5 protein-coding genes are annotated in these 4,658 nt (G+C 63.5%); all 5 read left to right on the forward strand.

From position 1 onward, the window contains the following. Positions 1-195 precede the first annotated feature (195 nt). Complete coding sequence (locus EN742_RS24930) at positions 196-1,113, forward strand: AraC family transcriptional regulator (RefSeq protein WP_127405454.1); 918 nt, start codon at positions 196-198, stop codon at positions 1,111-1,113. A 240-nt stretch (positions 1,114-1,353) separates the two neighbouring features. Beyond that, complete coding sequence (locus EN742_RS24935; RefSeq protein WP_126057029.1) at positions 1,354-2,628, forward strand: extracellular solute-binding protein; 1,275 nt, start codon at positions 1,354-1,356, stop codon at positions 2,626-2,628. Positions 2,629-2,739: 111 nt separating this feature from the next. Further along, on the forward strand, positions 2,740-3,606 hold the full coding sequence (locus EN742_RS24940; RefSeq protein ID WP_127405453.1) for a sugar ABC transporter permease: 867 nt from the start codon (positions 2,740-2,742) through the stop codon (positions 3,604-3,606). Further along, positions 3,603-4,430 (forward strand): carbohydrate ABC transporter permease, encoded by an 828-nt coding sequence (locus EN742_RS24945; protein ID WP_189375563.1) that lies wholly within the window; start codon positions 3,603-3,605, stop codon positions 4,428-4,430. The genes EN742_RS24940 and EN742_RS24945 overlap by 4 nt, the downstream gene beginning before the upstream one ends. Positions 4,431-4,445: 15 nt before the next feature. Next, positions 4,446-4,658, forward strand: a 213-nt coding sequence (locus tag EN742_RS24950; RefSeq protein ID WP_148670237.1) for an alcohol dehydrogenase catalytic domain-containing protein, incomplete at its 3' end; no start/stop codon positions are given.

Genomic DNA, 4,658 nt, shown 5'->3' on the forward strand with positions numbered 1-4,658 from the left:
CTCCTTGCCTTCATGTCGCATTTCGTTCAATAGACGACACAAACGGCGCAAAATGGCGCCGTTTGCGTCGTCTATTGAACGAAATGCGACATGAAGGCAAGGAGGACGGGCGGCGAACCATTGAGCCAGCGGCGCCGGCGCCTCGTTCACTTGCCGCGCGGAGCCTGCTACGGGTTTCCGGGACGGGAGGAATGGATGACGTTCAGACAAAGGAAAAATACCGCCGCGATCCCGCGCACCGTGCCCTCCTTCGAGCATATCGTCACCGAAGCGAGCGACAGTTTCCTATGGCGTCTGGACGACTATCCGTGGGAACGCAATGTCTGGAACTTCCATCCGGAATACGAAATCCATTTGCTCAGGAAATCGTCGGGCGTGGCGCTGGTGGGCGATCATATCGGCGAGTTCGGGCCGGGTTACCTGGCGATCGTCGGCGGTGGCCTGCCGCATGACTGGGTGACCGCCGTGCAGCCCGGCGAGCTGATCGAAGGGCGCGATATCGTGCTGCAGTTCGATCCGCAGCGGCTGCGCGGCTCGGCGGGCCTGCTGCCGGAGCTGCGCGAGTTGGAGCCGTTCCTGGAGCGGTCGCTGCGCGGCATGGTCTTCCACGGACAGACGGCAATCGACGGCGCCGCGCTGCTGGAACGGATGGGCACGGTGCACGGGCTGCCACGGCTCTGCCTGTTCCTCGAGCTGGTCGACCTCTTGGCCAGCACCGATGAATACGAGCTGTTGTCGTCGCCCGATTTCTCGCCGCTGCTCGACGCCCAATCGCTCGACATCATCCAGCGCACGCTGACCTATCTGTTCCAGCACTTCGCCGAGGACCTGAAGCTGCCGGATGTGGCGGAGCTGGCCGGGATGAGCGAAAGCACATTCTCGCGCTTCTTCCAGAAGAACACAGGCAACAGCTTCAGCGACCATGTCGCCAAACTCAGGCTGTGGCAGGCCTGCAAGCTGCTTTCCGACACCGAGATCCCGATCACCGACATCTGCTTCCAGGTCGGCTACATGAACATCTCCAACTTTAACCGCGCCTTCCTGCGCAAGCACAAGATGACGCCGTCATCCTACCGCAAGCTGTCGCGGCAGCGGCTGGCGATGCGGGCCTGATCCGGTCGAGAACCGACTCCCAAAACAGCACTGATACTCGTGTGACAGGTCGGTCCCGCCTTGGTGGTTTTTTGCGCCGCACAATGCATAAAAGTACAGGTTTGCTGCAACGGGGCTTCTAGCGTGCCCCTTTGCAACTCCTCATTTTGGCGACGGGTGGCAAGTCGCTCGGGCGACGGTGAGGGTCGCTTAGCCCGAGGACAGCCGCTTCCCGCGACGATTCCTGGAGGAGAAAAACCAATGAAATCAACTCGGCTCGCTGCCAGCCTGGGCGCAGCTTTCGTGCTTACCGCTTCCGCTTCAACGATGGCGCTGGCGCAGGCGCCGGTCTGCTCGGCGCCGGTCAAGGTGCTGGCGCAGCCGCGCGACGGACTGACGCTGCTGGAGGACTCCAAGGACGAGTTCAAGAAGCTCTCCGGCGCCGGCTTCCAGATCGACTACCTCAACGAGAACGACCGCCGGGCAAAGTCGCGCGCCGATGCGTCCACCGTCGGCAACTACAACGTCTACTATGTCGACGAAGCCAATGTCGCGCTGTTCGCGTCGTCCGGCTGGATCGCGCCGCTCGCCGATTATTATCCGGCCGAATACGACTTCGCCGACTTCGATCCGGGCCGGCAGAAGGTCGCCACCTATGACGGCAAGGTCTGGTTCGCGCCGCTGACCGGCGGCGGCGACCTGATGGTCTATCGCAAGGACATTCTGGAGGCCGCCGGCATCCAGCCGCCGAAGACACTGGACGATCTGCTCGCCGACGTGCCGAAGCTGACCAATGCCGACAAAGGCATGTACGGCATCGCGCTGCGCGGCGCGCGCGGCTCGGGCGCCAATGTCTGGCGCTGGATGCCCTACTTCAAGGCCTATGGCGGCAAGTGGTTCGACGGCGATAAGCCGGCTTTCAATTCGGACGCCGCGGTCAAGGCGACCGAGACCTACCTCAAGCTGTTCAAGGATTCGGCGCCCGGCACGCAGACCGGCAGCTGGGATGAATCGACCGGCGCCTTCCTCTCCGGCCAGGTCGCCATCCTCGTCGAATCGACGCCGCTGTCGGGCATGGCGGTCGATCCGAAAACCTCGCAGGTGGTCGGCAAGGTCGGCTTCCTGCCGCCGCCCGCGCCACTGCCTGGCGGCGGCTACGGCCATGGCCTCGCCATCGCGACGAAGGCCAATCCGGACGACGCCTCGAAGAAGTGCGCCGGCTTGTTCGTCGCCTGGGCGACATCGAAGGAGAACGAGAAGCGCCGGCTCGACGCGCACCAGTTCGGCGAGCTGAACCGCACCAGCATCCTGTCCAGCAAGGAATTCGCCGACATTTACGGCGCCGATCTCGGCCAGGCGCTGGCCGAAACAGGCAAGGTGACGGCGGTGAACTTCTGGCAGGATCCGCGCTGGCCGGATCTCGGCGACCGCTGGGGCATCATCCTCGAAGAGCTGGTCACCGGCACGCGAACCGACATCAAGGGCAGCCTCAACGAGCTCGAGGCCTACGCCAACGAGCTGGTGAAGAAGAAGTAGTCCTCCCGTCCGCGGCGCGCGGTCCACGGCATTCGCCGAAATGCCGGGACCTGCGCGCCGCGGGTTCTTCACACGACCCGCCAACACCCGAAAGGCCCGCGAGGATAGGCCATGCGCCGACGCTCTTCCCTGCCCGTCACATTTCTTGTCCCGACGCTCGCCATCCTGCTGGTGGTGTCGATGGTGCCGACGCTCTACGCCATCGTCATCGCCCTGCAGAACCGCGAGCTGAGTTCGCCGGGCTATTCCTGGGTGTGGTTCTCGAATTTCGCCGAGCTTTTCCTCGACCGCCGCTTCCTCAACGCCGTCTGGGTCTCGGTCAAATGGGAGATCGTCACCGTCGTGGCGACCATGGTGGTTGCGATCGGGCTCGGCGTGCTGATGTTCGAAGTGGCGTCGCCGCGGCTGCGCAACATCTATTGCCTGCTGTTCATCATCCCGGTGCTTTTGCCGCGTGTCTCGGCGGCCTTCGTGTGGAAGTTCGCCTACCATCCGCTCTATGGCATCGCCACCTATCCCTACCGGCTGGTCACCGGCGGCCTGATCTTCGATCCGCTCTCCAAGGCCTCGACCGCGCTGTTCGCAGTCGCCTCGGTCGATGTCTGGCAATGGGGGCTGTTCTTCGCCGTCATCATACTGAAGTTGCTTGAAACCTTGCCGCCGCAGCCGATCGAGGCGGCGCGGCTCGACCATGCCAAGCGCTGGCAGATCCACACCTATGTGACGCTGCCGATGCTCAAGGCGCCGCTGATCAGCTTGATGTTCGTCAAGATGATCGAGTCGCTGCGCTCCTTCGACCTGATCTATGTGATGACGCGCGGCGGGCCGGGCGTCGCGACCGAGACGCTCGATATGTATGCCTTCTCGCAAGGCTTCATCGAGTCCGGCAAAGTCTCCTACGCCTCGGCGATGGCCGTGCTGATGATGATCGCCACGGTCATCACCTTCACGCTGCTGTGGAAGCGGGTGCAGGCATGAAGCAATATCGGATAAGACCGGGCCGCCTGATCGCCAAGGCCATCCTGGCGCTGGCCGGATTCCTCGCCGTGTTTCCGCTCGTCTGGACGGCGCTCAATGCGCTGAAGAACAATGTCGACATCATCACGCGGGTGCCGCGCCTGGTGTTCACGCCGACGCTTGCCAACATCGCCTACATTCTCGGCCGCGACAGCGTCTTGACCGGGCTCTACAACTCGGTCGTGGCCTGCGGTGCGGCGGTGCTGATCGGCATCGTGCTCGCCCTGCCGGCGGCCTATGCGGTGGCGCGCTATCCCAACCGCTTCGCCGGCGACATCCAGTTCTTCGTCTTGTCGCTGCGCTTCCTGCCGCCGGTGGCGGTGGCCATACCGCTGATGGTGATCTGGCTGCAGGTCGGGTTCTACGACACGCTGCCGGCACTGATCGTCACCTATTCGCAGCTCACCATCTCGGTGATCATGTGGCTCGCCATTCCGGCCTTCCAAAGCGTGCCGAAGGAGATCGAAGAAGCGGCCTTCGTCGACGGCTACGGCGCCTATTCGGTGTTCTGGCGCATCGCGCTGCCGGTCGCCGCGCGCTCGCTCGCCGGCGCGATCGCGTTCAGCTTCGTGCTGGTCTGGAACGAGTTCCTGATCGCGCTGATGCTGTCCAGCTCCAACGCCAAGACGCTGCCGATCGTCGCTTCGGAACTGTCGCAGCAAGGCATGAACGTGCCGTGGGGCATCCTCAACGCCTCGGTCGTGCTGCTGTCGCTGCCGCCGCTGCTGTTCCTCGGCGTGCTCAGCGGCTTCCTGAATTCCGTTTTCCGGCAAAAGAAGACTTGATGCGAGGATTACCCGATGCAGGCACTGGTACTTGAGAAAAAGGGCGAACTGTCGCTGCGCGAGATCGCGCTGCCGCTCGACGTCGGACCGGACGACGTCAGGATCGCCATTCACACCGTCGGCGTCTGCGGCAGCGACGTGCATTACTACACGCACGGCGCCATCGGCAGCTACATCGTGCGCCAGCCCATGGTGCTCGGCCATGAGGCGTCAGGCACGATCGTCGAG

It is taken from the genome of Mesorhizobium sp. M4A.F.Ca.ET.020.02.1.1 (assembly GCF_004022645.1).
GTDB lineage: Bacteria > Pseudomonadota > Alphaproteobacteria > Rhizobiales > Rhizobiaceae > Mesorhizobium.